The organism is Micromonospora coriariae (assembly GCF_900091455.1).
Classification (GTDB): Bacteria; Actinomycetota; Actinomycetes; order Mycobacteriales; family Micromonosporaceae; genus Micromonospora; species Micromonospora coriariae.
This window is the reverse complement of the sequence record NZ_LT607412.1, coordinates 3913113-3937860: the sequence shown is the minus strand read 5'-3', so window position 1 is coordinate 3937860 and position 24748 is coordinate 3913113. Positions and strand designations below refer to the sequence as shown.

At 72.9% G+C, this 24748-nt stretch carries 31 protein-coding genes; 12 read left to right on the top strand and 19 right to left on the bottom strand.

Annotation, left to right across the window (positions count from 1 at the left end; all coding sequences use genetic code 11):
* Positions 1-11: 11 nt before the first annotated feature.
* From GA0070607_RS18465 to GA0070607_RS18450, 4 genes are all read right to left on the bottom strand, one after another.
* Positions 12-557: an alpha/beta hydrolase gene (locus GA0070607_RS18465; RefSeq protein ID WP_089019321.1), complete on the bottom strand. Its 546-nt coding sequence runs from the start codon at positions 555-557 to the stop codon at positions 12-14.
* A gap of 51 nt (positions 558-608) precedes the next feature.
* Positions 609-1043: a VOC family protein gene (locus GA0070607_RS18460; protein WP_089019320.1), complete on the bottom strand. Its 435-nt coding sequence runs from the start codon at positions 1041-1043 to the stop codon at positions 609-611.
* Positions 1044-1332: 289 nt separating this feature from the next.
* Entirely contained in the window at positions 1333-2175 is an 843-nt protein-coding gene (locus GA0070607_RS18455) for an MBL fold metallo-hydrolase (RefSeq protein WP_197701107.1), read from the bottom strand.
* Between the two features lie 98 nt (positions 2176-2273).
* Positions 2274-3248 carry a hypothetical protein gene (locus tag GA0070607_RS18450; protein ID WP_089019319.1) on the bottom strand — a complete coding sequence of 325 codons (975 nt, stop codon included), beginning with the start codon at positions 3246-3248 and terminating at the stop codon, positions 2274-2276.
* Between the two features lie 170 nt (positions 3249-3418).
* Between GA0070607_RS18450 and GA0070607_RS18445 the strand changes: the two genes are divergently transcribed.
* The 5 genes from GA0070607_RS18445 to GA0070607_RS18425 all read left to right on the top strand — a co-directional run bounded on the left by GA0070607_RS18445 (position 3419) and on the right by GA0070607_RS18425 (position 7802).
* On the top strand, positions 3419-3814 hold the full coding sequence (locus tag GA0070607_RS18445; RefSeq protein WP_089019318.1) for a VOC family protein: 396 nt from the start codon (positions 3419-3421) through the stop codon (positions 3812-3814).
* Positions 3815-3932: 118 nt separating this feature from the next.
* On the top strand, positions 3933-5111 hold the full coding sequence (locus tag GA0070607_RS18440) for a sensor histidine kinase (RefSeq protein ID WP_089019317.1): 1179 nt from the start codon (positions 3933-3935) through the stop codon (positions 5109-5111).
* Positions 5101-6321, top strand: coding sequence for a hypothetical protein (locus tag GA0070607_RS18435; RefSeq protein WP_089019316.1), 1221 nt, complete (start codon positions 5101-5103; stop codon positions 6319-6321). Before GA0070607_RS18440 ends, GA0070607_RS18435 begins: the two co-directional genes overlap by 11 nt.
* Positions 6294-7007, top strand: a complete 714-nt coding sequence (locus tag GA0070607_RS18430; protein ID WP_089019315.1) for a response regulator transcription factor — start codon at positions 6294-6296, stop codon at positions 7005-7007. Before GA0070607_RS18435 ends, GA0070607_RS18430 begins: the two co-directional genes overlap by 28 nt.
* 72 nt (positions 7008-7079) lie before the next feature.
* Positions 7080-7802 (top strand): hypothetical protein, encoded by a 723-nt coding sequence (locus GA0070607_RS18425; protein WP_157743175.1) that lies wholly within the window; start codon positions 7080-7082, stop codon positions 7800-7802.
* Here GA0070607_RS18425 and GA0070607_RS18420 read toward each other — a convergent pair.
* The 3 genes from GA0070607_RS18420 to GA0070607_RS18410 all read right to left on the bottom strand — a co-directional run bounded on the left by GA0070607_RS18420 (position 7684) and on the right by GA0070607_RS18410 (position 10114).
* The gene (locus GA0070607_RS18420) at positions 7684-8664 is read right to left on the bottom strand and encodes a GlxA family transcriptional regulator (protein ID WP_089019314.1); all 981 of its coding nucleotides are present in this window, start codon (positions 8662-8664) and stop codon (positions 7684-7686) included. The two genes, GA0070607_RS18425 and GA0070607_RS18420, sit on opposite strands and share 119 nt — an antisense overlap.
* A 4-nt stretch (positions 8665-8668) precedes the next feature.
* Positions 8669-9277, bottom strand: coding sequence for an isochorismatase family protein (locus tag GA0070607_RS18415; RefSeq protein ID WP_089019313.1), 609 nt, complete (start codon positions 9275-9277; stop codon positions 8669-8671).
* Between the two features lie 84 nt (positions 9278-9361).
* The gene (locus GA0070607_RS18410; RefSeq protein ID WP_089019312.1) at positions 9362-10114 is read right to left on the bottom strand and encodes a lysophospholipid acyltransferase family protein; all 753 of its coding nucleotides are present in this window, start codon (positions 10112-10114) and stop codon (positions 9362-9364) included.
* Between the two features lie 123 nt (positions 10115-10237).
* On the opposite strand from GA0070607_RS18410, the gene GA0070607_RS18405 reads away from it, so the two are divergent.
* Positions 10238-10879 carry an alpha/beta hydrolase gene (locus GA0070607_RS18405; protein ID WP_089019311.1) on the top strand — a complete coding sequence of 214 codons (642 nt, stop codon included), beginning with the start codon at positions 10238-10240 and terminating at the stop codon, positions 10877-10879.
* A gap of 53 nt (positions 10880-10932) precedes the next feature.
* Here GA0070607_RS18405 and GA0070607_RS18400 read toward each other — a convergent pair whose 3' ends face one another.
* The 7 genes from GA0070607_RS18400 to GA0070607_RS18370 form a co-directional block, all read right to left on the bottom strand.
* The gene (locus GA0070607_RS18400; RefSeq protein WP_089019310.1) at positions 10933-12993 is read right to left on the bottom strand and encodes an amylo-alpha-1,6-glucosidase; all 2061 of its coding nucleotides are present in this window, start codon (positions 12991-12993) and stop codon (positions 10933-10935) included.
* Complete coding sequence (locus GA0070607_RS18395; RefSeq protein ID WP_089019309.1) at positions 12993-13364, bottom strand: SCP2 sterol-binding domain-containing protein; 372 nt, start codon at positions 13362-13364, stop codon at positions 12993-12995. Before GA0070607_RS18395 ends, GA0070607_RS18400 begins: the two co-directional genes overlap by 1 nt.
* Before the next feature lie 240 nt (positions 13365-13604).
* Positions 13605-14021, bottom strand: coding sequence for a CBS domain-containing protein (locus GA0070607_RS18390; protein ID WP_074313909.1), 417 nt, complete (start codon positions 14019-14021; stop codon positions 13605-13607).
* Between the two features lie 180 nt (positions 14022-14201).
* On the bottom strand, positions 14202-14642 hold the full coding sequence (locus GA0070607_RS18385) for a PPOX class F420-dependent oxidoreductase (RefSeq protein ID WP_089019308.1): 441 nt from the start codon (positions 14640-14642) through the stop codon (positions 14202-14204).
* 134 nt (positions 14643-14776) lie between these two features.
* Positions 14777-15802: an aspartate-semialdehyde dehydrogenase gene (locus GA0070607_RS18380; RefSeq protein ID WP_089019307.1), complete on the bottom strand. Its 1026-nt coding sequence runs from the start codon at positions 15800-15802 to the stop codon at positions 14777-14779.
* Positions 15803-16043: 241 nt separating this feature from the next.
* The gene (locus tag GA0070607_RS18375) at positions 16044-17387 is read right to left on the bottom strand and encodes a M16 family metallopeptidase (RefSeq protein ID WP_089019306.1); all 1344 of its coding nucleotides are present in this window, start codon (positions 17385-17387) and stop codon (positions 16044-16046) included.
* Positions 17384-18676, bottom strand: a complete 1293-nt coding sequence (locus tag GA0070607_RS18370; protein ID WP_089019305.1) for a M16 family metallopeptidase — start codon at positions 18674-18676, stop codon at positions 17384-17386. The genes GA0070607_RS18375 and GA0070607_RS18370 overlap by 4 nt, the downstream gene beginning before the upstream one ends.
* Before the next feature lie 101 nt (positions 18677-18777).
* On the opposite strand from GA0070607_RS18370, the gene GA0070607_RS18365 reads away from it, so the two are divergent.
* Positions 18778-19533, top strand: coding sequence for a phosphodiesterase (locus tag GA0070607_RS18365; RefSeq protein ID WP_089021925.1), 756 nt, complete (start codon positions 18778-18780; stop codon positions 19531-19533).
* On the opposite strand, the gene GA0070607_RS18360 is transcribed toward GA0070607_RS18365, so the two are convergent.
* On the bottom strand, positions 19500-19715 hold the full coding sequence (locus GA0070607_RS18360) for a hypothetical protein (protein ID WP_089019304.1): 216 nt from the start codon (positions 19713-19715) through the stop codon (positions 19500-19502). The genes GA0070607_RS18365 and GA0070607_RS18360 overlap by 34 nt on opposite strands.
* 263 nt (positions 19716-19978) lie before the next feature.
* Here GA0070607_RS18360 and GA0070607_RS18355 point away from each other — a divergent pair, with 263 nt between their 5' ends.
* From GA0070607_RS18355 to GA0070607_RS18345, 3 genes are all read left to right on the top strand, one after another.
* Positions 19979-21073, top strand: a complete 1095-nt coding sequence (locus GA0070607_RS18355; protein ID WP_089019303.1) for a 3-deoxy-7-phosphoheptulonate synthase — start codon at positions 19979-19981, stop codon at positions 21071-21073.
* Positions 21074-21385: 312 nt separating this feature from the next.
* Positions 21386-21619, top strand: a complete 234-nt coding sequence (locus GA0070607_RS18350) for a hypothetical protein (RefSeq protein ID WP_408630914.1) — start codon at positions 21386-21388, stop codon at positions 21617-21619.
* A 23-nt stretch (positions 21620-21642) separates the two neighbouring features.
* A complete protein-coding gene (locus GA0070607_RS18345) occupies positions 21643-21837 on the top strand; it encodes a hypothetical protein (protein ID WP_089019301.1) in 195 nt (64 codons plus the stop codon).
* A 55-nt stretch (positions 21838-21892) separates the two neighbouring features.
* Here GA0070607_RS18345 and GA0070607_RS18340 read toward each other — a convergent pair whose 3' ends face one another.
* From GA0070607_RS18340 to GA0070607_RS18330, 3 genes are read right to left on the bottom strand one after another with little or no spacing between them, the layout of a single operon-like run.
* Positions 21893-22432, bottom strand: a complete 540-nt coding sequence (locus GA0070607_RS18340; protein WP_089019300.1) for a DUF1360 domain-containing protein — start codon at positions 22430-22432, stop codon at positions 21893-21895.
* A 57-nt stretch (positions 22433-22489) separates the two neighbouring features.
* A complete protein-coding gene (locus GA0070607_RS18335) occupies positions 22490-22825 on the bottom strand; it encodes an SRPBCC family protein (RefSeq protein WP_089019299.1) in 336 nt (111 codons plus the stop codon).
* Entirely contained in the window at positions 22825-23169 is a 345-nt protein-coding gene (locus GA0070607_RS18330) for a DUF6158 family protein (protein WP_089019298.1), read from the bottom strand. Before GA0070607_RS18330 ends, GA0070607_RS18335 begins: the two co-directional genes overlap by 1 nt.
* A 130-nt stretch (positions 23170-23299) precedes the next feature.
* Between GA0070607_RS18330 and GA0070607_RS18325 the strand changes: the two genes are divergently transcribed.
* Together GA0070607_RS18325 and GA0070607_RS18320 are read left to right on the top strand one after the other, a co-directional pair.
* Positions 23300-23734: a hypothetical protein gene (locus tag GA0070607_RS18325; RefSeq protein ID WP_197701106.1), complete on the top strand. Its 435-nt coding sequence runs from the start codon at positions 23300-23302 to the stop codon at positions 23732-23734.
* Positions 23735-23760: 26 nt separating this feature from the next.
* Entirely contained in the window at positions 23761-24087 is a 327-nt protein-coding gene (locus GA0070607_RS18320) for a DUF3817 domain-containing protein (protein ID WP_089019296.1), read from the top strand.
* Between the two features lie 49 nt (positions 24088-24136).
* Here GA0070607_RS18320 and GA0070607_RS18315 read toward each other — a convergent pair whose 3' ends face one another.
* Positions 24137-24619, bottom strand: coding sequence for a DUF6232 family protein (locus GA0070607_RS18315; protein WP_231929972.1), 483 nt, complete (start codon positions 24617-24619; stop codon positions 24137-24139).
* Positions 24620-24748 lie beyond the last annotated feature (129 nt).

Genomic DNA, 24748 nt, shown 5'->3' with positions numbered 1-24748 from the left:
GGGCGACAAGGCTAGGTCGGGGCACCCGGCCAGCCGATCCCGTCGAGGAATTCGTCCACGGCGACCACTACCCGGCTGAGCACAGCGATCGACTCCGTCAACGGACCGGGTACGTACATCCCGTGATCCGCTTCGGGCACCTCCAGCACGTGAGGTGACAGCCGGCGGGCGGTGTCACCGTCCCACAGCTTGTCGGCCGTGCCACCGACGAGGAGGAACGGTGCGGTCGCCCGGCTGAGTGCCTCGACCACCCACGGCAGGGTGAGCACGGGCGTGAGCCACACCGCGGGCAGGGACCTCTCGGCGGCGATGGCTGCCGCGTTGGTGCCGAGCGACTTGGCGATCAGCAGTGTGCGACCACCGACGGCGTCGATCAGCGGGGCGATCTGGCCGCGTACCCAGCCTTCGATCTCCGGGGCGTCCGGCCGTGCCGGCTCCTCGGACCACGCGTGTCTGTGCACCGTCGCACCGCGCTGTTCGGCGACGTCGCCGGCATACATCAGGAGAGGCGCACCAGGTCCGAACATGCGGCCGGGAATCACGACTGCGTCAGCCACGCCGCCGACGCTACCCGGAACGGTGCTGGCGCGTGGCGCTGGAGCCAGCCTTCACGCTGAGGCCGCGGCCACGCAGAACTCGTTGCCCTCCGGGTCGGCCATCACCACGTGGTGGCCATCGACGATCTCCTGGACACTCCCGCCCGCCTTCACCAGGCGCTCCGACTCCGCCCTGATCCGCGCCCACCGCTCGTCGGGGCCGCCGTGGCCGGGCACCCGGATGTCGATGTGCAGCCGGTTCTTCGCCGTCTTGGGCTCGGGAACGTTGAGGATCGAAAGGCGGGGACCGATGCCGTCCGGATCGCACAGCCACGCGCCGTCATCGGCCACGTCATCCTCTGGCAGGTCGAACTGCGCGAGCCACTCCGCACGGGTGGCGAAGGGCGCGGGCGGCGGCTCGTCGACGTAGCCCAGGGCCGTCTTCCAGAATGTGGCGAGAACCTGGGCGTCGGTGGAGTCGAGCGTCAGGTCAATGCTGGCTCCCATGCCGCGACCGTAGTCGGCTCCTCTGACTTTCACCGGAGACGCGCCTCGCCAGACCGGCATCGGCGCTGAGGAGCTGAGGATCTCGACGCCGGCCTCCGTCTCGTTCCTTCTCGCGGCCTCGCATCGGCCGCTGCGAGGTTGATCGACTCCGTATCGCCGACGTTGGGGTGTCGCGGCGCGGGGATATCCCCATATCGCCGATGTCGAGTCGATCACCGTTGGCACCTTTGGCGGTGCCCTGGCCGCGCGGCCCAACCTGAGGTGGAGCCGGCGGCCTCGGTCGAACGGGTCAGCTCTTGAGCGCGTGGGCGGACTTCCAGGCCACGGCGCGGTTGATCCGGTCCGGGTAGCGCTCGATGATCGCGTCGTACAACTCCTCGGCGCTCTTCGTCCGCTCCGCGGCGGCCTGGACCTCCCGCAGGTAGCTGGCGGTCTCCTCGACGTCGTGCGGGTCGTCGTCGGCACCACTGGGTTTGTGGCCGGCGATCACCACGCACGGCCGCAACGAGTTCACGATGGTGAGGGCGTCGAGCCAGGCCGCGATCCCGCCGTGTCCGGCCTCGCCGAGGTATATGTGGACGTCGTTGTAGACCACGTCGCCGGCCACCACGAGACCGCGCGACGGTACGTGCAGCACGCTCGTGCCGTTGGTGTCGGTGCGGCCGGTCTCGACCGCCACCAACTGCTCCCCCTCAAGGTCGATGGTGTTGTCCTCCAGCGGCTCGGCGACGGGTGGAAGCTCGGCGATCTGCTCGGGGAAACCCTTGCGCCAGACACCGTTGAGCCACCGCTCCCCCAACTGGTCGTGCATCTTGTCCACCACGCTCACCGGCGCCACCATCCGCGCCCCGGGAAAGCGCTCCAGCACGGCGGCCGCGCCGAAGAAGTGGTCACCGTGGGCGTGGGTGATGTAGATCGTCGTGAGGTTCCTGCCGCACGCCGCGACCCAGTCGGCCAGGGCCCGGCCCTCGTCGAGGGTCAGCAACGCGTCGACCAGGACGGCGTCGCGGTCTCCGTAGATCAGGGTGGAGCTGGTGGGCGACCACATCTCGCGGCTCTCGCCGGGCGGCAGGTCGGTGGACACGACCGGCTTGGCCGGGGCGACATAGGTTGTCCAGGCCAACGAACCCACGGCTGCTCCTCACCCCACCCGGCACGCTCCCCGTCCCAGTCCAGCAGACCGCCACGCCGCTCCGGGCGGGATCACGGAAAGAGCCAACCTGGGCCCGCTCAGCTCAGCAGCTCGACAAGCGTGGCGTCGCCCTGCCCGAGCTGCGCCCCACCGGTGGGCGGCACGACCAGGAAGCGTCGGCAGCCGTCCAGCTCCACGTACCGGTCGGGACCGCCGGTGCCGCCCAGTGGCCGCAGCACCGCGAAGCGGGACGCCGCGGTGACACACGCCGTCGCCGGTCCGGCGGTGGCCAGTGCGCGGAGCACCGCCGCCTGCCGCTCGGGCGCCAGCGGCCCGCCGTACGCGAACTCACCCGCCGGCTTGCCACCGCCCCGCTCCGACGCGGGCACCTCATAGACGCAGAGGCGCAGCGGCTCCGCGGCCGGGACCGTCGCCGGCGCGGGCGGTGCGGTTCGCCCGGTCGTGGTCTCCACCCACACCATGTCCGCCCACCGCTGCGCGCAGCCGGCGGCCTCGGCCGCCGGGGATCCGACCGGCCCGACGGTACGGCTGTCCACCGTGGTCAGCCGCAGCCCGTCCAGCGCCGCGCGCACCTCGGCGCGGGGCTTGCCGCAGACGTCCGTCGGCAGGTACGGGCGCAGCCACCGACCCCGCTCGTCGAGCAGAGCCAACCAGGGCGGGACGACCATGTCGGCAGTGCAGATGATCTCTCCGTCCGGCCGGCGGTCCGGCAGGCGCAGCGCGCCGACCAGCGCGCCGATCTCGTCGGCACGCCGCTCGGTAACGACCTGTTCCGCACCGCCACCGGGGCGCGGTCGAATCTCGCGGCCGCAGAGCACCACGGCGACCGGCGTGAACGCGGGGTCGATCCGCCCGATCGCCGGATCCTCAGCGGTCGGCACCGGCTCAGCGCTGTCCGGCGCCGGAAGCACCACCCCGGCGCCGGCCCGTGGGGCCGCCTCGGCGCAGGAGGTCCACTTCCCCATGATCCGGGCCGGGCCGGGATCGTCTCCCGCGCCACGCCCGGTGTCCCGGCCCGCGCAGCCGACCAGCGCCACGCCCAGCAGCCCCACAGCCAGTACCGTCCCGCCCGAGCGCATCCGGCTCTCACCGCCTCTCCACCAGTGATGGGACGGGCTTGAACAGCGTCCGGTTCCGAAGGGGCGACCGAGGCCGGCGTGCCAGCTCACATCCGCCGAACGCTGATCGGGATTGCCCTGCGACCGCCCGGCATGATGACCCGATGGCACATCTGGGACTTGTCGCGCTGCTGGTGCGGGAGTACGACGAGGCGATCGACTTCTACGTCGGCGGCCTCGGCTTCGAGCTGGTGGAGGACACCGCGCGCCCGGACGGCTCGCGCTGGGTGGTGGTCCGCCCGCCGGGTGCCCGGGAGACGGCGCTGCTGCTGGCCCGGCCGAGCAGCGCCGAGCAGCGGGCGCGGATCGGCGACCAGACCGGCGGTCGGGTCGGCCTGTTCCTGTACACCGAGGACTTCGCTCGGGACCACGCCCGGATGGTCGCGGCCGGGGTGCGGTTCCTGGAGGAGCCGCGGCACGAAGCGTACGGTTCGGTCGCGGTCTTCGCCGACCTGTACGGCAATCGGTGGGACCTGCTCCAGCCGCGCAGCACGGAGTGACACATCGGCGACACTCCGGGCACAAGGGGTGATTGCTTGCCATCGGCCATGCTATTCTCCGATGTCGATCTCCGCCCCGCGGACCCGGATCGGGTCGTTGTCGGAAGGACACTTCCCGATGCCGGCCGTTGCCACCCCGACCGCGTCGCCGCCCGCGCTGGACAATCCAGCCGGCGGCGCGTTGAGCCTCATCTTCACCACGTTGCCGGCGCTGCTGCGGCTCACCTGCGGGCTGGTCGGCGCGGTGGTGGCGCTGTCGGTGCGTACCCCACCGGTCGAGCCCGCCCTGCTCCTGCCCGGCGTGGCCGCGCTGACCGGCTGGTCGCTCTGGTACGCCGGCCGCGCGATGCGCCACGGCATCACCCCGGCCCTGGTCGCCGGTGACGTCGCCGTCACAGCGGTGGCCTGCCTGCTCATCCCCCGCCTGGTGGCGCCCGGGGTGCTGCCCGGCGAGGGCAGCTGGATCGCGGTGCTGGCCAGCACCACCGTGATCAACGCACAGGCCACCGCCCCGGCACGCTGGTCGGTCCCGGCCGGGCTGCTGGTCACCGCCACGTACGCGGCGGGGGCGCACGCGGCGGGCAATCCCGCCGAGGCCCGGGCGCATGCGGCCACCCTGCTGGTGCAGACCGCCTGCACGGCGATGATGGTGGCGGTGATGCGCCGCAGGATCGGGCGGGCGGACCGGGCGTTCGCCGAGCACCAGCGGCTGACCCGGGACACCCTGATCGCCCGGGCCGCCCGGGAGGCCGAGCGGCGGCAGAACCGCGACCTGCACGACACGGTCCTCGGCACGCTGACCATGGTGGGGCTCGGTGCGGTGCCCGGGCCGTCCGCCGCGCTGCGCGAGCGGTGCGCGGCCGATCTGCGTACCCTCGTCGCGCTGACCGACGCCGGCCCGGTGCCCGGCGACGGCCCGGTGCCCCTGGACGGGCGGCTGCGGACGGTGCCCGACCGCCTCGCCGAGCTGCGGGTGAGCCTGGAGCTGGCGCCGTGCGCGGTGCCCGCCGGTGTGGCCGACGCGGTCGCCGAGAGCGCCTACGCGGCGCTGTCCAACGTGGTCCGGCACGCGCCGGGCGCGCACGTCACGCTGCGGATGACCCGAGACGGAATCGCCGTCGTGGTCGAGGTGATCGACGACGGCCCCGGCTTCGACCCGGCCGGCGTCCCTCCACATCGGTACGGGCTGCGCGAGTCGATCCGCGGCCGGATGGCGGCGGTCGGCGGGCGGGCCGAGGTCCGCTCCGCCCCCGGCGCGGGCACCACGATCCGGCTGGAGTGGCCCGGTGTCGGCTGACCTCGGCGCCTCGACGGACCGCACCACGGCACCCAGGGCCACGGATCCGCAGCCGGGCCGGGCCAGCGTGCCGGCGCCCCGGGGCCCGGCACCCACGGCTGTGCTCGCCGCGCCGGCCGCCGTGGCGCACGCCTCCGACCGGGGTGCCCGGATCGTCTCGGTCGCGATCGCGCTGGCCTGGCACGTCGCGATCGGGCTGCCGGCGGTGCTGGGTGCCCGCGCGGACTTCGCCGCGCCGGCGGTGGTGCTCGGCGGCTGGCTGTTGGTCGCCGTCGCCGGGGTGGTGGCCGGGATGCGGCTGCTGCGCGGAGCGCAGCTGCCGCCGTGGCCACTCGCCGGGCTGCTGCTCGCCGTCGACGCGGCGGTCTTCGCCGCGGTTGGTGAACGACAACTGTTCGCCGCTGCCAACTGGGTGTGGAGCACCCTCGGCTGGTTCTTCCTGCTGGCGATGTGGGGTCGGCGGGTCACCGGGCTCGTCGCGCTGCTGACCACGCACGCGTTGATCGCCCTGGTCGCCGTGCTCGGGCACGGCCACGAGCCGGCCGACCTGGCCCGCTACGCGATGTACGTCTACGGCACCTTCTCACTGCCGGTGGCGGTCTTCGTGGGCGGCGTGACGATCGTCGGCCTGGCCCGCGAACGGGCCGCCTCGGCGGCCGCCATGCACGCGATGGCCGCGGAACGGGACGCCGCCGAACAGGGCCTGCGGGAGCGCCGGAACCGGCTCGCCCTGGTCGGTGCGGCGGCCGGGCGGGTGCTCGGCGAACTGGCCGACGGGCAGGCCGACCCGGACGACCCGGAGGTGCAGCGCCGGTGCGTGCTGGCCGCGGCCCGGCTGCGCCGCCTGATCGCCGAATCCGACGACGTGCCCGACCCGCTGCTGCACGAGCTGCGCGCGGCCGCCGACCTGGCCGAACGCAACGGGCTGCCGATCGATCTGGTCACCATCGGCAACCCGCCACCACTGCCGGTGGAGATCCGCCGCCGGCTCGCCGACCCGCTCACCGGCATCCTCGCCGACGCCCGGGGCTGGGCCCGACTGACAGTCGTCTCCGGTCGGGACGAGGTCGTGGTCAGCCTGGTCACACCGGACCGGGACGGGCCGGAGGCGACCGGGCCGCCGCCCGGGGAGCACGACGACGGGCCGGTGCGGCACCTCTACGAACGGGACGGGGACATCAGATGGGCGCAGACCCGGTGGCGGAGATGATCGGCGACCGACCGGTCGGCGTGGCGATCGTCGACGACCACCCGGTGGTTGTCGAGGGCGTCCGCGCCTGGCTCGCCAGCGAGCCGAGGCTGACCGTGCTGTCCACCGGGGACGACCCGGACGAGGTGTTGCGGGCGGCGCCGGATGCCGACGTGGTCCTGCTCGACCTGCGACTGCACGGCCGGATGGCGCTGGACAAGCTGGCCGAGCTGAGCGCCACCGGACGGCGGGTGGTGGTCTACTCCGAGCACACCGACCCGGAGACGATGCTCGCCGCGCTGGACGCCGGGGCGGTGGCCTTCCTGGCCAAGCACGAGGGCCGCGAGCACTGCGTGGCGACCGTTCTGGCCGCGGCGAGCGACCGCCCGTACGTGCCGCCCGCGCTGGCCGGCGCGATGGTCGGCGACCCGCGGCCGGACCGGCCGATGCTGTCCGACAAGGAGCGCGAGGCGCTGCTGCTCTGGTTCCAGTCGATGTCCAAGGCGTCGGTGGCCCGCCGGATGCAGATCAGCGAACACACCGTGAAGCAGTACGTCGACCGTGCGCGGATCAAGTACACCCGAGCGGGGCGGCCGGCCGCCACAAAGGCGGCGCTGCTCGCCCGGGCGATCGAGGACGGCCTCGTCCGCCCGGAGGAGATCGGCATCTACCGGTCACAGGCGACGCACGACCGGCCGACCCCCTAACGGGCGTCATGACACGGCCCCCCGGATCCGCGAGGCTCAACGCACACCAAGCTGACCCGGGAGGTCGTGACGATGCACGCCGACGCGTCCCCCTTCTTCATCGGTCCCCACCGGTTCGACGCGCCGGACGACGATGCGGGGCCCATCCTGGACCGCCGCTACGCCCTGCGACCGGTGCCCGGCGAGAAGGTGCTCGGCCGTTACCGGTTGCTGGTCTCGGGCTACCTGCTCGGGCCGACCGAGGCGCGGCGCGGCTGGCGGCTCCCGGGGCCGGTGTCGGTGACCGTCACCGACCAACGAATCTGCTGGGTCGGCACCGGGGCGCAGCTGTCCCTGGTCGCCGACGAGACGCCCCCGCGCCGGCCGGCGGGCCGGCCCGCCGGCCTGATGAGCGGGCAGATCCGCTGGCAGTGGCCGTCCCGGTTGGAGCTGCCGCCGGGAGGCCCGGACGGGCCGGAGCAGCTGCTGATCGTCTGCGACGCGCTGCGCACCATCCAACAACCGGCGCTGGCCCTCGGCGGCCCGGCCGAAGAGGTCATCGCGCTGGCCCGGCAGGTCCGCCGGGCGGTGGCCATGTTCCGGCTCACCCGCCCGCAACTGGTCGACCTCTCCGCGCAGGAGCGTGACGTGCTGCTGCTGCGGGAAGGCGCCGCGTTGCTCACCGGAGAAACCCGGGTCACGCTGCCCGGCTCGCTGCCGGTGGAGTTCCGATCCCGGGACGACTACTACCGTTCCGGGCCGGAGCCGACCCGGTGGGGCGGGCTCGCAGGCGGCGCAGCATCCGGGCGTCCGTGAAGCCGACGGTCCGCGCGGCGGCCTCCACCGTCGCGCCGTGCCCGATCAGGTGCTCGGCGCGTTCCACCCGCAGCAACTGCTGGTAGCCGAGCGGCGTGAGCCCCGTGGTCGCGCGGAACAGCCGGGTCAACGTCCGTTCGGCCACGCCACCGGCGGCGGCCAGCTCGGCCAGGGGCAGGGGCTCCGCGTACCGGCTGTCGATCAGATCCTGCACCTGGTGGACAGCGTCGGAGAGGTGCGAGCGGTGTCGCATCATCGCGCTGGCCTGCTGCTCGTGCCCGTTGCGCCGCGCGTAGACGACCAGCGTGCGGGCGATCCGGGCGGCGACCGCCGGGCCGTGCCGGGTGGCCACCAGGTGCAGCGCCACGTCGATGCCGCTGGCGATGCCGGCCGAGGTGACCACCCGGTCGTCGACCACGTACAGCACGTCGCGGACCACCCGCGCCGCCGGATGCCGACGGGCCAGGTCGTCCTGCACCTCGTGGTGAGTGGTGCAGCGCCGGCCGTCGAGCAGGCCGGCCCGGCCGAGGGCGTACGCGCCGGCGCAGACGCTGGCCACGGTGCCGCCGGCGGCGTGATGATCGGCCAACCGCCGCAGGTCGACGGGCGAAACCGGCCCCTGCGGCCCGTGCGCCGCGGGCCGCCAGCCCGGCACCAGCACCAGGTCGTCCGGGGTCAGCTCGGGCCAACGGGTGTCGGCGACCAGCGGTACGCCCTGCACGGTGGGCACCTGCTCCCGCTCGGCGACGTAGTGCAGCCGGTAGTCGTAGCCGAGGTCGGCGGCGCTGGAGAAGACCTGGGCCGGCCCGGCGAGGTCCAGCAGGTGCAACTGCGGGACCAGCAGGAAGACGACCCGGGTCACTCGGTCAGCCCCGGGCGCCGGCGTAGGTCGCGCCGGTCAACTCGTCCACCGTCGCGATGGTGGCGAAGCGGCCGGCCAGCGCGTACTCGGTGCGGGTGACGATCTCCTCGTTGGTCAGGGTGCGCGGGTCGGCGAGGATCTCCTCGACGGTGGCGGTCTCCGGCAGATCCCGGTGCGGAATGGGGAAGGTCAGCGTGGCGTCGGTGACGAAGGTCATCCGGTAGCCGAGGTCGGCGCCGACCCGGGTGGTGGTCTCGACGCACTGCTCGGTGCGGATGCCGCAGACGGTGAGGTCGTGCACGCCGGCCACGGTGAGCAGTTGCTGAAGGTTGGTGGTGGTGAAGGCGTTGTGCGCGGTCTTGACCAACGTCGGCTCGCCCTCGACCGGGACCAGCCCGTCGATCAGCCGCACGTGCCCGAGGGCCGGGTCGAAGAGCCCGCCCGTGCCGGGCTCCGAGTGCAGGACCCAGACCACCAGGTCGCCACGCTCACGGGCGGCGGCGACCAGCCGGTCTACCTGCCGGACCAGGTCGGGGTTGGAGCCGTACGCCCAGATCGGGCGCTGACGGAAGGACTCCTGGACGTCGATCACGACGAGTGCTGCTCTGCTCATGGCTCCGATCCTGACCGCAGGACCGCCCCGACGGCAGACACCATCATGCCCGGATGCGGAACGATCCGGCCACCGCCGAGGCAGTCAGGCGCTGGGAGTGCGGTGCTCGGCGGCGGCGTCCAGGGCAGCGGCCTCCTCCGGAGTCGGCGCGCTGCCGCCCAGGTGCGCCGGCAGCCACCAGGTGTCGTCCGGGCCGGCCGGCGCGTCCGGGTACTCCCGCTGCGCCCGGTCGACGAGCGCACTGAGGCGGGTGGTCAACTCGGCGGCCAGCACGTTCGGGTCCGGGAAATCCGCCGGGTCGATCGGCTCGCCGATCAGGATGCTGATCGGCGTGTGCCGGCGGGTGAGGGTGCGCGGGCGTCCCTTCGTCCAGAGGCGTTGGGTGCCCCACAGCGCGACCGGCAGCACCGGCACCTTCGCCGACCGGGCCATCCGGACGGTGCCGCTCTTGAGCTCCTTGACGGTGAAGGACTGGCTGATCGTCGCCTCCGGGAAGACGCCGACGACCTCGCCACGCTTGAGCGCGGCCACGGCGGCGCGGAACGAGGCGGCCCCGGCCTGCCGGTCCACCGGGATGTGCCGCATTCCACGCATCAGCGGACCGGAGATCTTGTGCGCGAAGACCGACTGCTTGGCCATGAACCGGACCAGACGACCCGACGCGTTCGCGCCCAACCCCGCGAAGATGAAGTCGAGGTAGCTGACGTGGTTGCTGGCCAGCACCGCCCCGCCGGTACGCGGTACGTGGTGGGCGCCCTCGATCGTGATCTTCAGGTCGAGGACACGAAACATCGTCTTGGCGACGGCGATAACGGGCGGGTACACGAACTCCGGCATTCGCAGAATCTACCCTGCCCGACTGAGGGGCGCCTGGGTGGAGACCGGTCGGAACGGCGCTGTTCATTCTGCCCTCGGCGGATCCCCTTGGCCGCCCGTCGGACCTGGTCGCAGGATGGCGGAATGACGGAACGAGCGGTGCTGCTCTGGATCCACGGCGGTGGCTGGCGCGGGCGGGCGGACGAGGACGGTGCGGCTCTGGCCGTGCACGGGCTGCGGGTGGTGCCGGCCCGCTACCGACTGGTGCACGAGGCGCACTGGCCGGCCCAGTTGGCCGACGTACGCGAGGAGGCCCGGCGCGCCCGCGACGACGGCCTGCCACTGCTGGTGGGTGGCGACTCGGCCGGGGCCATGCTCGCCCTCCAGGCGGGGTTGCGTGGCATCGACCGGCCGGACGACGTGGCCGGGGTGCTGGCGTACTGGCCGGCCGTGGACCCGCTCGACCCCGAATGGGTACGGCTGCGCGCCGGCAACGATCCGTGGGTCGACCTGCTCGGCCACCCGCCCGCGACCGGCGACCCGGCCACCGTCGACGCCACGGTCGGCACCCATGTCGGCAACCGGGTGCCGGTGCTGCTGGTGCACGGAACGGCCGACAGCGCGGTCCCGGTGAGCCAGACCGTCCGGTTCACCGGTGCGTTGCTCGCCGCCGGGCACGCGGTGCACAGCTGGGTGACACACGGTGGCCACGCGCTCGAGCTGGACCGACCGGACCTGCTCGCGGTGGCCGCCGCCTTCCTGGACACCGTGCTGCCGCCCGGCTGACCACACTGACCGCCCGGGCCGCCCCCGACGGGGACCGGCCCGGGCGCGGCGCGTCAGTCGGAGAGCTCCTGGAGGTCGATCCGGCCCCGGGCGAACGCGTCCACCCGCCCCCAGCGGCCCGGGATGTCCAGCACCTCGATACGGCCCATTCCCCTCGGCAACTGTGGATCGACCGCCAGGTGCCCCTCGTGTGGTTCCAGGCCGAGCATTGTGCGCAGCAGCAGCAGCGGCGTACCTGTCGACCATGCCTGCGGGCTGCAAGCCGTCGGGTACTCCACCGGGAACTTCGTCAGCTCCCGCGGGTAGCCGCCGAACGCCTCCGGCAACCGCCCGTCGAAGTAGGTTGCCGCGTCCAGGATGCCGCTGGCGATAGTGGCGGCCTCCTCGGTGAAGCCGTACCGGCGCAGACCCCAGGCGATGAAGGAGTTGTCGAACGGCCAGATCGTGCCGTTGTGGTAGCCGATGGGGTTGTACCGTGCCTCTCCCTCGGCCAGCGTCCGCACCCCCCACCCGGTGAAGAGACGCGGCCCGACCAGGTGCTGCGCGAGCTTCTCGGCCCGCTCGGGTTCGACGATCCCGCTCCACAGCAGGTGACCGATGTTCGAGCTGAGGACGTCGCACTGGCGACCGTCCGGGTCCAGGGCCAGGGCGTAGTACTCGCCGTCGGCCACCCACCAGTCGCGGTTGAACCGCTGCTTCAGCTCCTCCGCCTCCCGCTCCAACTGGTCGGCGAACTCCGGGTCACCCCAGAACTCCCGGGCCAGCCGCGCCCCGCGGACCTTCGCGTCGTACGCGTACCCCTGCACCTCACAGGTGGCCCGGGGGAACGGCGGCAGCGTGCCGTCGGAGTAGGAGATCGAGTCCCAGGAGTCCTTCCAGCACTGGTTCTCCAGGCCGGTGTCGGTGTTGCGCCGCTCGTACCAGATGTAGCCGTTGCCGATCAGGTCGGCGTAGCTGTCGATCCACTTCAGCGCCGCCCGGGACTCCTGCTCCAGCTCCTTGACCAGTGCGACGTCCCCGGACCACCGCTCGTACTCGTCGAGCAGCACGACGAACAGCGGTGTCGCGTCCACCGAGCCGTAGTACGGCGAGTGTGGCTGCTCCTCGAAGGCGGCGGTTTCGCCGTAGCGCATCTCGTGCAGGATCCGCCCGGGGTCCTCGTCGCGGAAGTCGTCGAACCGGCTGCCCTGGAGTGCGGCCAGGATCCGCAGCGTGGTCTTCGACAGTTGCGGGGTGAACGGCAGCGTCTGCAGGCAGGTGAGGATGCTGTCCCGGCCGAACATCGTCATGAACCAGGGAAGGCCGGCGGCCGGCAGGGTGGCGCCGCCGAGCGACAGCGGCGAGAAGCGCAGCGCCGCCAGGTCGATCAGACTGCGCTGGTACGTGCTGGACACCCGGCCATGCTCACTGTTGACCTTGGGCGCGTCCGCGATCCACTTCTCCAGGTCGTGCTGGAGGGCCAGCCGCTCGCCGCCGTGCACCCGCAGCCCGATCCGCAGGTCCCGGTCCCCGGGCCCGATCGCCTGCGTCTGGACGTCGATCGCGGTGTCCCACTGCTCGTTGGGTTCCAGGTGGACGGTGTACGCGAATCCCTTGCTGTCGTAGCGGGGCGCCACGGACGAGGAGATGATCGTCTCCCGTCGGAAGTTGCCCCGGCGGTAGCCCAACCGCAACCGGTCCGCCTCGACCTCGCTGTAGATCTCGCCCTTCTTGTTCAGGATCTCGTCCTTGACCTGGAACAGGTCGGCGAAGTCCGACGCCGCCTCCATCCGGATCTCCAGATCCACCGGCTTCTCGTCGTGGTTGAGGATGGTGATCTGCTCCCGGAAGCTGCCGCCGACCGCACGTTCCCGGATGATCGACAACTTTGCGTCGATGTAGTGCGTGGCCATCCCGGGCACCAGGAAGAACCGCGATTCGAAGTACTGGAGGTCGTCGAAGGAGAGCGAGTTGAGCCGCTCGCCGTTCACGGTCAGCACCCAGGTGGACAGAAAGCGGGTGTCGATGGAGAACAGCCCGGTCGGCTCACTCGGTGTCGCCTCGATGTCGCCGGTGTCCTCGCAGACGACGAAGGTGTTGCCGTCCAGGATCCGGATCGTGTTGCTCTGTCCCATCAGTGCACCTCCCCGGCGAATCGGTGGCGCGGCCCGATGGCGTCCGGGGAACCCGGGAAGATCCGCTCCACCTGAACCACCAACCGGGCGTCACCCACCACCGTCATGTCCCCCCGCAGCAGGGCGGCAAGGCCGTGCTCGCGGCCCGTGGCGATGTCGTCGAAGAGCTCCGGGCTGGTTCCGATGACCGTGTCGGCCTCCCGATCCTCCTGACTCACGTCCAGCCGGCCGTGGTCGATCCTCAGCAGCCAGTGCCGGGTCTGCGCCCCCTGGTGCAAATCGATGCGCAGTGTCCCGGAGGCCTTCGCCAGCCGAGGTTCGTACCCCCGCCGGTCCAGGTCCTCGAAGAACCTCGTGGTCGCGTCCACCATCGGGTCCACTCCTCCCCCAGTTGCGCCGCCCGGGATTCCGCCCGCCGCGCTCGCGTGGCGCGCAGGACCGGCGTTGCACGTCCCGGCACGGGTCCCCGCCGGTTCTCCGATCAACCTCGCCCGAATCGGGTGAGGCCGCCGAGGCGGCCGCTGTCGCCGCGCTCGCGCCGGGGGTGCTCCAGCCAGCGCAACGCCGGCCCTCCCCGAAAGGGGAGAGCCGGCGCGCCCGCGGCGGACGGGTCAGTTGTTCGGATCGTCGGCGCTGATGTCCGCCAGCACCGACTGCGGTTCACGCTCGACCGCGAGGTCACCCATCGAGACGAGGCCGACCAGGCGCCCGTCGTCGATCACCGGCAACCGGCGTACGGCGTAGGTGCGCATCAGGTCCGCAGCCGCGACCGCGTCGTCGTACTGGCTCACCGTGACCACATCGCGGGTGGTGATCTGGTTCAGCCGGGTCGAGCCCGGATCCATGTTCTCCGCGACACCCCGGACCGTGATGTCCCGGTCCGTGACGATCCCGACCACGCTGTCGCCGTCGGTCACCACCACGTCACCGATCGCGCTGTCACGCATCTCCTGCGCGGCCGCGATGAGTGTGTCGTTGCCGTCCATCGTCACCAACCGGGTCGTCATGAACTCTCCGACCGTTGTCATGGTGCTCCCCTCTCGGTGTCGGCACGGCCCGTCTACCCGCGGCCCGGGGCGGGGTAACACGTGCTACCCACCGGGCAATGGTTCCGACGCCGCTGCCCTGCGCCGGGTACGGCGGGCCCGCCCCACACCGTCGGCGCGACCTCGCCTGTCGAGCCGGGCCGACCGGGAAGGGACAGCCAGTCAGCCGCGGGGCGGCATGCCGTAGATGCGCTCGACGTGCAGGCGCAGCACCAGCCGCTGCTCGGCGACCATGGCCCGACGGTAGTCATCCCAGTCCGGGTGTTCGCCGCGCAGCGACCGGTAGAGCCCCACCAGCTCCTCGACTGTGGCGTCGCCCGATTCGGCGGCCGGCGGGGTCAGCTCGGCGCGCCCCTCGACCACCGCGTACGCCCAGCCGTCCTCGCTGCCCACGTGGAAGCTGGCTCGGGGGTCGCGGCGCAGGTTGGCGGTCTTGGCGCGACCGTCGGTGACGGAGACCCGGATCAGCCCCGCCTCGCGGTCGAAGGAGTAGATCACAGTGGACAGCTGTGGCCGCCCGTCCCGCTTGATCGTCGCGAGCACGCCCATCGAGCGGCCGGCGATAAGGTCGGTCAACGCCTGCTGGGTCCGGTCGTCCGGCACGGCATCCTCCAGGTGGCAGGGTCGGCTTCGTCCATCCAAGCACGACCGGGGGGCTGCCGCGGCCGCCGAGCCACGGCTCACGCACCCGGTGGCCCCCGCCGGCAGCCGGCGGGGGCCCGACGTGACGGCGGCGGTCAGCGACGCTCGGCGGCGACCAGCTCGGCGATCTGCACGGCGTTGAGCGCGGCGCCCTTGCGCAGGTTGTCGTTGGAGCAGAACAACGCGAGGCCGTACTCGACGGTTTCGTCGGCGCGGATCCGGCCCACGTAGGTCGGGTCCTGCCCGGCCGCCTGCAACGGCGTCGGCACGGCGGTCAGCGCGACTCCGGGCGCGCTTTCGAGCAGTTCGTGCGCCCGCTGCGGGGTGAGCGGCCGGGCGAACCGGGCGTTGATCTGGAGCGAGTGGCCCGTGAAGACCGGCACCCGGACGCACGTGCCGGAGACCTTCAGGTCGGGGATCTCCAGGATCTTGCGGCTCTCGTTGCGGAGCTTCTGCTCCTCGTCGGTCTCGAACGAGCCGTCGTCGACGATCGAGCCGGCCAGCGGGAGCACGTTGAAGGCGATCGGCTCGGCGAACGAGCGCGGCGCGGGAAACTCCACGGCCGACCCGTCGAACGCGAGCCCCGAGGCGTGCTCGGCGACCTTGCGAACCTGCTCGTCCAGCTCGGCGACGCCGGCCAGCCCGGCGCCGGAGACCGCCTGGTAGGTGGAGACGACCAGGCCGACCAGGCCGGCCTCGGCGTGCAGCGGGCGCAGCACCGGCATCGCGGCCATCGTGGTGCAGTTGGGGTTGGCGATGATGCCCTTCGGGCGATCGGCGGCGGCGTGCGGGTTGACCTCGGCGACCACCAGTGGCACCAGCGGGTCCATCCGGAACGCCGAGGAGTTGTCGATCACCACGGCACCGGCCTCGGCGACCCGGGGCGCCAGCTCGAGCGAGGTGCCCTTGCCGGCCGAGAAGAGCACGATGTCCAGCCCGGCGTAGTCCGCGGTGGCGGCGTCCTCGACGGTGACCTCGCCGTCGCGCCACGGCAGCGTACGCCCGGCGGACCGCGCCGAGGCGAACAACCGCACCTGCTCCGCCGGGAAATCCCGCTCCGCCAGCACCCGCCGCATCACGCCACCGACCTGGCCGGTGGCCCCCACAATGCCGATCCTCATGCCCGCGAGGCTACCCAGCCCGCACCCACAACCGGGAGCCCTTTCCCACCCCCCGGGTCCCGCATCACACCCACACCCCACCCCCACCCCGCCCCCACCCACCCACCCCCCTCCTCCACCCTCCCCCCGCGTTCCCACCGTTGATCATGAAGTTGTTGTCACGACACGCCGTACCGGGTGACAACAACTTCATGATCAACGAGAAGGACGAGGGGGCACGAGGGGGAGGAGGAGGGCGGGGTCAGGCGGGGGTGATCATTTCGCCCAGGGCGGCGGCGGTGAGGTCGTCGCGGATGATGGCGGCGTCGCCCTCGATGACCAGGGTCAACGCGTCCGGGTGCAGGTGGATGGCGGCAGCCGCGGAGACCTGGTCCACGTCGGCGGCGAGCAACTCCTCGCGCAGCCGGGCGTGGTAGTCGTCCGGCAGGTCGTGCACCACCAGCGTGGTCAGCGCGGAGGCGATCGCCCGGGGGCTCTGCAACTCGACCGAGAGCTGCCCGGCCCGCCAGGAGCGGGCCACCGCCAGCTCGTTTTCGGTCACCCCGCCGACCTGGGTACGGGTGATCTCGCCCACCGCCTCGACCAGGGCCGGCGCGGTCACCGCGGTCTGCACCCCGGAGCTGACCGCGAACCGGCCGAACTGGCGGGACGAGGCGAAGTCACCCCGAATGCCGTACGTGTAGCCGTGCACCTCGCGGATCAGGTGGTTGAGCCGGGAGGTGAACGCCCCGCCGAGGACCGTGCCGGCGAGCGTCATCGGCACGTGGTCGGGGTGTGCCCGGTGCGGCGCCGGGTGGCCCAGTCGCAGCGTGGACTGCACCGAGCCCGGACGGTCCACCAGAATGATGCGCCGGCCGGTGCGCACCGGCACCTCGATCGGGCCACCCCGGTCCGCCGGGCCCCCGCCGGTGCCGGCGAACACCGCGGCGGCCAGCGCGTCCAGGTCGATCCGGTCCAGGTCACCGGCGACGACCAGGGTGCCCGGCCGCAGGAACCACTCGGAGTGGAAGACGGTCACGTCCTCGACGTCCAGCCCGGCCACCGACTCCGGGTCGCCGTACATCGGGCGCCCCCACCGGTTCTGGGCCCCGAACAGGTCCGCGCGCAACGCGGCGTCGGCGCGCGGGCCCGGGTTCGCCCAGTCCATCCGCAGCGCGTTGGCCTCGTCGTCGCGAACCCGCCGGACGTCGGCCGGGTCCAGTCGGGGCGTCCGCACGGCCTCGGCGAGCAGCTGCACCGCGGCGGTCAACCGGTCGACCGGCACCTGGACGCTGACCTGGAACGAGTCCCAGTCCAGCCCGGTCACCAGCTCGGTGCCGAGCGCCTCGATGGCCAGCGCGTACGCGGTCGCGTCCCGCTGCGCGGTGCCCTCCTCCAGTGCCTTGGCCAGCACCCCACCCAGCCCCTCCTTGCCGGTCGGCTCCCGACCGGCGCCGGCGTCGAGCAGCAGCAGCGCGACGGCGAGGTTCTGCCCGGGCAGGTGCGCGGCGACCACCTGACCGCCGGCCACGGCGCGGCGAACCACCGGCGGGAACCGGTACGGGCGGGCGGCACCCGGGCCGGGACGGTCGGCGATCAGCGTCATGGGGTCTCCTCGGGCAGGTAGGTCAGGGTCACCCGGTCGGCCGCGCCGAGCACGTCGACGGCCGCCTCGGCGATCTGCTCGGCGGTCACCGCGAGCCAGGCGGGCAGCCGGTCAGCGGCCCGGGCCGGGTCACCGAACTGGGTGGCGTACCGGCCGAGCGTGTCCGCACGACCATCCACTGTCGACATCTGACGCCACCACGCGGTGCTCAGCAACGCCTTCGCGCGGTCCAGCTCGGCTGCGGTCACCGGCACGGTCGCCAGCTCGTCGACGACCTCGGTCAGCCCCTCGGCCAGCCGTTCGGCGCTCACGCCGGGGCGGGCGGTGGCGGTGGCGATCAGCGGCGCCGGGGCGTGCGCCAGGTCCACCCCGTACGCGCCGACCAGGTCCGGCTGGGCGATCCGCTCACCGTCGGCGAGCCGCTGGTAGAGCCGGCTGCCCCGGCCACTGCCGAGCACGGTGGCGAGCACGGTGAGCACGTCGTACCCCGCGCTGCCGAACGGGTAGCCGCGGTGCGCGACGTACACCCGGGGTGCCGGCACGTCGGCGGTCACCTTCTCCACGGCCGGCCGCCCGGTCGCCGGGACGGTCCGGCCGTCCGGTGCCGGCGGGATGTCGTCGCGCGCGGGCAGCGCGCCGAAGTACTTGTCGGCCAGCGCGAACACCTCGGTGGCCTCGGCGTCGCCGACCACGGTGAGCACCGCGTTGTTCGGCGCGTAGTACGTCTGGTGGAACGCCTGGAAGGTGGCGAGGTCGGCGGCGTTGAGGTCGGCCATCGAGCCGATCGTCGCGTGGTGGTAGGGGTGACCCGGCGGGTAGAGCAGCGGCAGCAGCCGCAGCCAGGCGTCGCCGTAGGGGACGTTCTCGTAGCGCTGCCGGCGTTCGTTCTTCACCACGTCACGCTGGTTGTCCAGGGTCTCCTGGGTCAGCGCGGGGACCAGGCCGCCCATCCGGTCGGCTTCCAGCCAGAGCGCCAGTTCCAGGTGCTCGGCCGGGACCGTCTCGAAGTAGTTGGTCCGGTCCGGGTTGGTGGTGGCGTTGAGCGAACCACCGGAGCCCTGGATGAGCTTCATGTGCTCGGTCTTCGCCACGTTCACCGAGCCCTCGAACATCAGGTGCTCGAAGAGGTGGGCGAAGCCGGTCTGCCCAGCCGGCTCGTGCCGGGAGCCGACGTCGTACCAGAGGTTGACGGCCACCGCCGGGGCGGTGCGGTCCTCGCTCACCACCACGCGCAGGCCGTTGTCCAGTCGGGACGTCTCGATGGGCCAGGGGTAACCGCTGTCGGGCATGGGACGACGCTATCCGATCTCGCGGGTGGAAAGGTGACGTGCGGTCGGTCGGCGAGCCGACCCGCCGGCATCGAGCCGGCCGTTCGGGGTACCGGTGGGGCATGCCCGCGCCGCCCGTTCCCCCGCCCGCGTCCCGCACCGCCGGCCGGGTCGCCACCGCCGTCGTACGCGCCACCGCCGCACTGACCCGGCTGCGCCGCGGCCGGTTGCTGCATCCGGCCGGTCGCTCGTTCTCCGGCGAGGTGATGATCTGGGGTACGCCCGGACCTCCCACCGGGGTCGGCCTGCTCGACGACCCCGGCCGCTACCGGGCCACCGTTCGGCTCTCCAAGGGGGTGCCGACGCCCGGCAGTTGGCCGGACGTGCTGGGCCTGGCGGTGCGCGTGCACGCCGACGCTGGCCCGTTCGACCTGCTGGTCAGCTCCAGCGGCGCGGCCCCGGCGCTGCGGAACCTGCCGCTGCCCCGACGTCGCTTCGCCGGGACGTACAGCACGATCATGTGCTACCGGGCGGGTCGGCGCCGGCTCTGGCTGGCCGCGCTGGCCGACCCCGACTCGGTCGACCTCGGCCGGAGCCTGGCCGCGGTGGCCGCCGCGACCCGGGCGGACGCGCCGCGCCTGGTGCTCGCGGTCGCGTCCGCAGTGGGACCGTGGCGGCCGGTCGGGCAGGTCAGCATCGGTGCGCAGCTCAGCGCTCGGGAGGACGCCGCGCTCGCCTTCGACCCGGTGCGCAACCTGCCGCCCGGGCTGTGGGCGGCCGGCCCGCTGGCCTGGCTGCGGGAGCAGACCTACCGGGGGTCACGCCGAGGGCGCGGAGCAACCGTTCAGTCCGGTGGCTCGGACGCGACCACCGTCTGATCGGAGGTGCGGTGCTCCAGCACCGTGTCCGGCGCCGCGTTCTGGTCCTCCTCGCGGATGTCCGACTCGGTGAGGATGGCGTCGGCCTGCGCCTCCGGGTCGTCGCTGCCGACCGCGGCCTCCTCCGGCAGGAGGTGCGCACGGGACTCCACCCGGTCCTGGTCGCTCTGCTCGTCAGTCATGGCACCCCTGTTACCCCGACCCCGGCCCCGGCACGCGGTGTTCCGCCGCTCGGTTGTGCGGGTCCCGCCGCCCGTCGGGTAGGCTGACCTCGTGACGCGTTCGTATCGATGGTTTAGGCAGCCGGCTCGCACGCCGGTGACTTCACCATGATCTGACGTCACCACGGACCGAGCCGGCTGGGCAGGAGCTGTCGTTCCTGCCCTTTTGCGTACGAGCAGCCGGCTCGTCCCGGGCACCGGCCCCGGGCACGGTCGGCGGAAGGATGCCCACCGTGACGACCCCGGAGACCGATCGGGTCAGCGATCAGCGGATCGACCGTGTCGTGCCGCTGACCACGCCCGCGCTGCTGCACCACGAGTTGCCTCTGGACGCCCCGCTCGCCTCGGCCGTGCTGACCGGCCGACGCGCGGTGGGTCGGGTGCTGGACCGCGAGGACGACCGCCTGCTGGTGGTGGTCGGCCCGTGCTCCGTGCACGACCCGGCCGCCGCCCTCGACTACGCGCAGCGGCTGCGTACCGCCGCCGACCGGCTCGCCGACGACCTGCTGATCGTCATGCGGGTCTACTTCGAGAAGCCGCGCTCCACGGTGGGCTGGAAGGGGCTGATCAACGACCCGGGGCTGGACGGCAGCGGGGACGTCAACACCGGCCTGCGACGGGCCCGGGCGCTGCTGCTCGACGTACTACGCCTCGGACTGCCGGTGGGCTGCGAGTTCCTCGACCCGATCACGCCGCAGTACATCGCCGACACGGTGGCCTGGGGCGCGATCGGTGCCCGCACTGTGGAGAGCCAGGTGCACCGGCAGCTCGCCTCCGGCCTGTCCATGCCGATCGGCATGAAGAACCGCCCGGACGGCAGCATCGGCACCGCCGTGGACGCGATCCGCGCGGCCGGGGTACCGCACGTCTTCCCCGGCATCGACTTCTCCGGCACCCCGGCGATCATGCACACCCGGGGCAACACCGACGGGCACCTGGTGCTGCGCGGCGGGGGCGGCCGGCCCAACTACGACGCGGAGTCGGTGGCCGGCGCCCTGGACCTGCTCCGCGCGGCCGGGCTGCCGGAGCGTCTGGTGATCGACGCCAGCCACGCCAACAGCGGCAAGGACCACCGCAACCAGCCGCTGGTCGCCGCGGACGTGGCCGCCCAGCTGGCCGGCGGCCAACGTGGGATCACCGGCGTGATGCTGGAGTCGTTCCTGCTGCCCGGCCGGCAGGACCTCGACCCCACCCGGGAGCTGGTGTACGGCCAGTCGGTCACCGACGCCTGCCTCGGCTGGGACGACACCGCCGAGGTGCTCGACCACCTGGCCACCGCCGTCCGGGCCCGCCGGGCCACCCTGCCGACCCCCGCCTGACCCGCCAGGTGTTGTGACGGCGGACACGGCGGTGGACGGAACAGCTTCGGGGGTCGGCCCGTTGACTGAGGTGTCGGTGTGTCCAGTGTCCCCGGGCCTCACCCAAATAGCCTTCGCGGAATACCGTCCGGCTGGAGCCGCGTAGTGCCACTCGCCGAGAGGCGACCTGCACACCGACACCAGCGCCGCCCCCGGCCACCGGCCGGGGGCGGCGCTGTCTCCACACCCGGACCTGGCCGGCCAGAATCGCGACGGCCGGGAGGCCGCGGACGGGTCACTGGCGTGACGTTTGACCGAATCCGGCCCGGGTAGCTGATCAGCGTGACCGACGACGCATCCGTGGCCGGCGAGCCGGACACCCGGGCTCTCGACGACCTGCTCGACGACATCTACCGGGGTCAGGAGCGGGTCACCCAGGCGGACATCTACCGCCGGGCGGTGGCCGCCGACCTCCCCGCGGACCTGCTCGCCCGGATCGACTCGCTGCCCGAGGGCGAGTATGCGGTGGACGAGGCCAGTGACCTGCTGGGCGGTTCCGTCGCGTGAGCGACCGCAGAAGGGACACCGACATGACGCATCACGAGGACCACGACGGGAAGGTGCCGGCGCTGGGTCAACCGCCGAAGGGCAGGGACACCACGCCCGAGCCGGACTTCGCCAACGAACACGACCGCACGGCGGTGGACCGGGACATCATCACCGGGGCGGACGAGGACGAACGGGAGCCGGAGTCGCCGCACGGCTGGTCCGGCATGCAGCGCTGACGCTTACGGAAGAGGGGGCCGGCATCCGCCGGCCCCCTCTTCGTTCGTCCGCGGATCAGTCGTCGTCGTGGCCGCCCTCGGCGGCCTGCTGCGCGGTCGCGTACGCCATCTGCAGGAAGTCGGACGCGGCGACCGCGGTGAGCGCGGTGGCGACCAGCCGGGTCAGCCGGGGCGCGAGGACCAGGCCACCGGTCAGCCCGGTGGCCACCCAGACCGCCAGACAGAACGGGCAGCTCAGCAACTCGCCGATGGCGTGCCGGGTGGAGCTGCCCGAGTCACGGACCTGCTCCATCACCTCCCCGCTGCCGATCGGGTGGTCGTACCGGGTGAAAGGCGCCCGCAAGGGGCTGGTCACCGCGTCCTTGGACAGCAGCCGGCTCAGCTTGTGCGTGGCGATGGAGAGCAGCACCACGTCGGCCGGGGCGGGCCGCTCGGGCACCGGCCGCCCGGTCACCTTGACCAGGCCGGCGATGGCACCGGTCACCCCGGCGTAGGTGCCCATCGCCGCCAGGTAGCCGCCGAGTGGGCGGTGCTCGTGCGGCGCGTACGCCCGGCGCAGCCGGGCCGCCTTCTGTCGCAGGCCAATGCCGGTCACCCGGTCTCCTCACGTGTCGTTGTGGTGCGGGAGCAGCCCTCCCGCGTGGCCGCGATCTCAGCCGGCCTGGAGGTTGTCGGCGACCTCGCGCAGCAGGTTGCTCAGCGCCTCGTCGGCCAGCTCGTCCAGTGCAGCGCCGCCCGAGGCGTCGGCCAGGTCGAGCTGGATCCGGGCCCCGCCGGAGTCCGCCGGCTCCACCCGGATCTCCGCGGACCAGTCAGCGTCGTCGCCGCCCCAGCGGGCCCGCAGCTCCTCATTGCTGATCTCCGTGGCGGGGCTGCCATCGCCGCGCAACGGCTCGGGCAGCCACGCCGAGGCCCGGGCCGGGTCGGTGGCCGTATTGAAGACCACCTCGGGCGGGGCGGACATGCCACGCACGGCACGCGCCGCCATCAGGCGTCCCGCAGGCGGCTCGGGTCCACCTCCCGGCCCGGGTGGCGGGCCAGGTACTCGGTCTCGAGTTCAGCCGTGCGTCGCAGGTGGTTGGCGAGCGCGGAGTCCGCCGCGTGCCGGAGGGTGTCCAGCCGGGTGCGGTGCAGGCTGTGCATCTCGCGGGTCAGATCCTCGTCGCTCAGCTCCGTCGGGTCGACGCCGAGCGCGTCACCGTCGAGCTCCCCGCCGACGTCCGCCGGGTCGGCGAGTTGGTCGCCGCCCCACTCCGGCACCCGCTGCTCGGGGCTCATGTCCCTGCCGCCACTGGACGGAAAGCCGTCCTCGCGTACCGATCCGGTCATCATCGCCCCCCTGGTCTCGTTTGGGCTGGCGTCTAGACGGATGCCCACACCGGGTGTCGCCAAACCATCCCGGACGCGCGACAACTACGACACGGTGTCGGAGACGCGCCCGCTCCCCGGTACCCTCGACGCCATGAGGTGGCTCTGGACCCCGGCGTGGATCGCGCGTCACGTGGCCATGGTCGTGCTGGTCGTGGGCTTCCTCGGGTTGGGCTGGTGGCAGATCAGCCGGGCCACCGCCGGCAACAGCCTGAGCTGGGGATACGCGGTCGAGTGGCCGATCTTCGCCGGCTTCGTGGTCTACGTCTGGTGGCGCGAGGTGCGGCTGGCCCGCCGGAAGGCGGCGGTCGCCGCCGAACCGCCGGCCGACCCCGCCGACGCGCCGGTCGCCGAGGCGGTGCCGGCCGGGACCGCAGGGTCCCGTCCGGCGGTACGCCGACCGGTGCGGGTCGCCCGGGTCGCCGCGGGCGGCGAGGCTGCCGACGACACGGACCTGGCCGCCTACAACGACTACCTGTCATGGTTGAACGCCAATCCGGGCGCCCGGCCCGGTGACTATCCCGGCTGAGCCGGGGCTCGGAAGGACGGACGAAGGTGGGCGCAGCCCTTACCCGGTACCGCGTGATCGCCTGGATCGTGGGCGTGGTGCTGATCCTGCTTGTCGTGATCGGCATGCCGCTGAAGTACGCGTTCGACAACCCGGTCGTGGTGGAGACGGTGGGGCCGGCACACGGCTTCCTCTACATGATCTACCTGGTGGCCGCGTTCGACCTGAGCCGCCGGGCCGACTGGCCGCTGAAGCGGATGCTCCTGGTGATGCTGGCCGGCACTGTGCCGTTCGTCTCGTTCTACGCCGAGCGCCGGGTCACCGGGTGGCTGGCCCGCCCGACGGAGCGTACGCCGGAGCCGGTCGCCAGCTGAGCGGCCGATCGTCGGCACCCCGGCACGGGCCCGTGTCGGGGCAGGCGGGTCAGCGGCTGGGTCGCCACGGGTCCGCCGAGGCGAGCGGATCCGCCCAGCCGCCGTACCGGTTCACTTCCCGGGCTCGCAGCAGCGCCCGGGTGACCTGGCCGAACTGGCGCTCGTCGTCGGCGCTGAACAGAAGCACCTCCGCGCCCCGGTGCCATCCCCACAGCTCGTGCGGGGGCGGGCGCCAGCGATCGCCGACCAGGGCCAGCACCGCGGGCAGCAGGAACACCGCCCCGAGGATGAGGTACGCCCCGGCGGTCAGCCGTTGCAGGCCGCCGGTGAAGCCGAGCAGCAGCCCGACGCCGCCGAGCATGGCGGCGGTGATCGCGACCGCCCGGACGGCGATCCGGTCGTGTGGACCCCGGGTGGTGCGTAGGTGGGTCAGGTCGGCGATCCGGTAACTGGTCCGGCCGACGGTGAACCGGTCGACGGTCACGATGATGCCGGGCCGCGCGTACAGCAGGGTGGACCTGGCACCGGGCACCGTTCGCTGCGGTCGCGTGGCTGCGCCTTCACGATTCACGGTTCCTCCCGTGGGGCGGTTCGCCGGGCTGGCCCGCAGGTCGCAGGCATCGCTGCCTGTCGACGGGATTCCCGGCTCCGGTGTTCATTG